We start from the raw sequence: 2653 nt of genomic DNA on the forward strand, positions 1-2653 counted from the left end.
TCCGAAGAAATAATCCAGATATTCTTATAATTACATTTTCATCTGACAGTGTCCTGGGAGAAAAAAACCCAGAGAATTTTAAGGGCTCCTGGCATTTTCATATTAAAACAGATAAAAATCAGTTTCTTTTTGAAGATCTTATACATACTATCTACCATGGTGTTATTCAACGGGGGTTTATGCACCTGCAGGGAGAATTATCTGATCTTTTTTCTCTCGTACAAGGCATTCCTGACCCATTTTTTATAACGGATAATAATAGGGAGGTTCAGATCTGGAATAAAGGAATGGTGAATCTGACCGGTTTTTCTGCTGATCAGATTCTCAGCAAAGACCAATATACGCATTCAATTCCGATTTTCAAAAATTTCGAGCCAATTCTGATAGACTTAGTGGTGGATTATCATAAAGCCATCAGGAAGCAGTATGAACCTCTCATCTCCATCGGAAATATCTGGGTCATCAATGATTATTTTCCGCATCTTAACAATGGAAAGGGTGCACATCTCCGGCTGTATGCTTCACCATTGTATGATCAGTCGGGAGGGTTGCGTGGAGCGATTATGTCTGCACAGGATATTTCTTTCGTTATCGGTCTTCCTGGGTATACATCCGGAGTCTCTCATCACAGATCCCCTCTTCAAAAAGAGATTAGTCCCTGTAATTATTCAGATCTGATTATTAATGGGTTTGTTCGGGAAAATATTGAGACGAAGGCGTTTTCACCCGTATATGGACTATCAGAGAACAACACTTACAGAATCAATTCCTTCGACGATACAGAAATATCTGATTTTACATCCTTTTTTTACCGGTTTGTGGAGACTGCACATATTCCTATCATTGGCTGGGATGCATCATATGCAATAACACTCTTTAATCTGGGTGCTGCCAGACTTACCGGAATTTCTTCAGATAAAGTACTCGGCCAGAAGATCTTTACTTTGTTTCCTGATAGTCAGAGAGATCGATCACTGAGCCTGCTTCAGCAGGTCCATGGACCTGAACCGGCTCTTGAAAGTGCCATGATTCCCATAATCCAGAAATCAGGAGATATACGATCTGTGGTATGGAATTTTGAGCGCTTTGACGGATCAGATGGGAGGGCATTATTAATCATTGGGGTTGGACAGGATATCACTGAACAAATCTGGGCGGTCGAATATCTGAAAAGGTATATTTCAGAACTGACTGAGAAAAATGATGAATTAATCCGGGTGAAGAGCCAGCTCTCTGAAATTAATCAACATCTGGATGATATTGTTGAAAAACGGACGAAAGAGATCGAAGATCTGTTAAAACAGAAGGATGAGTTCATCACCCAGATAGGTCATGATCTGAAAACGCCCTTGACTCCGGTAATCGCAATTCTTCCAATTTTAAGAAGAAAAGAGAGTGACCCAAAAAAGATTGAATATCTTGATATGGCGATTCGGAATGCCGCACAAATGCATGATCTGCTGATCAGTATTCTTCAGATGGCTCGTCTGAATAAATCATATCTTCCCGGTATCGGGACCTCTCTTCCGATTCGTGAGATGATTTATGAGTTGACTGTAAATTTCGAATATGAGATATTAAAAAAACGTCTGATCATCATGAATGATATTCCTGCAGATCTTGAAATCAGAATGAGCCCGATTGATTTTGATACTATCTTTGGAAATCTTTTGGATAATGCGATAAAATTTTCAAATACCGGAGGGAGTATTACTTTTCATGGAGAACGAACTGAAAAAGGAATTATTATCACCATCAGGGACTGTGGAATTGGGCTGCTTCCGGGAGAAGTAGAACATATCTTCGAAAAATTCTATAAAGCTGACAGCTCACGACATGATGGAAAATCATACGGGCTTGGTCTTTCAATCACCCAGAAGATCGTTGAACGGAACGGAGGAATAATTCAGGTAAAAAGCGATGGACGGAATACCGGGACGACATTTACCCTGATATTCCCTCGGTTAAAAACCATCCATTCATAAATGATTGACTCATTGTATATTTTTTAGAATACTAGCAGATAGTTTCAAATCATATAGTTTGGACAAAAAGGACATTTCCTCTAATTTTGAAAAATCAGTCTTCTTAAAATAGCATAAAGGACAATAGGTAACACCAAAACGTTACTGAGAATTATGGTCCGGGTCCTAATTGTTGAACGTGTTCCATTTATGCGAAATATTACTCGTTTTGCGCTTGAATGTAGTGGTCACGAAGTAATTGGTGAGGCAGTTGACGGTCAGCAGGCCCTTGATTTATATTATCTTTATACACCAGATCTTGTAATTTTAGCTCTTGTCCTGCAAAAGGTACAGGGCATTCAGGTATTGCGTCGTATAAAAGAGACACATCCAGATTCAAAGATTGTCATCTGTTCTGCTATCAAAACACAGCGAATGATCGACCAGGCGATGGAATATGGTGCTGACTCATATGTCATTAAACCTTTTCAGATCTATAATTTTATCTCTGAAGTGAACCGGGTATTGGGATTAAAAACCACCTTTCAGGAGATGGCTCAGAAACGACTCCTCTCACAACGTGAAGAACTTGAGCAGATAGCAGCAAAAGTGTTGACAAGGACGATATCCAGGGATGAACTCCAGAGTTTTATTCAGAAGGTTCAGGGTTCCCCGCATCAGTGATGATG

General features: G+C 39.6%; 2 protein-coding genes. Both read left to right on the top strand.

What is annotated here, in order from left to right; genetic code table 11:
• Window positions 1-1985, top strand: a 1985-nt coding sequence (locus tag LDL35_RS15240; protein WP_304024111.1) for an ATP-binding protein, incomplete at its 5' end; no start/stop codon positions are given.
• A 153-nt stretch (window positions 1986-2138) separates the two neighbouring features.
• A complete protein-coding gene (locus LDL35_RS15245) occupies window positions 2139-2648 on the top strand; it encodes a response regulator (protein ID WP_304024114.1) in 510 nt (169 codons plus the stop codon).
• Window positions 2649-2653 lie beyond the last annotated feature (5 nt).

The sequence above is a fragment of the Methanospirillum hungatei genome (assembly GCF_020216685.1).
Taxonomy (GTDB): domain Archaea; phylum Halobacteriota; class Methanomicrobia; order Methanomicrobiales; family Methanospirillaceae; genus Methanospirillum; species Methanospirillum hungatei_B.

What these genes read in the sequence shown, in the direction of transcription:
- LDL35_RS15245 (WP_304024114.1), top strand. Translation starts at nt 2,139, where the DNA reads ATGGTCCGGGTCCTAATTGTTGAACGTGTTCCATTTATGCGAAATATT.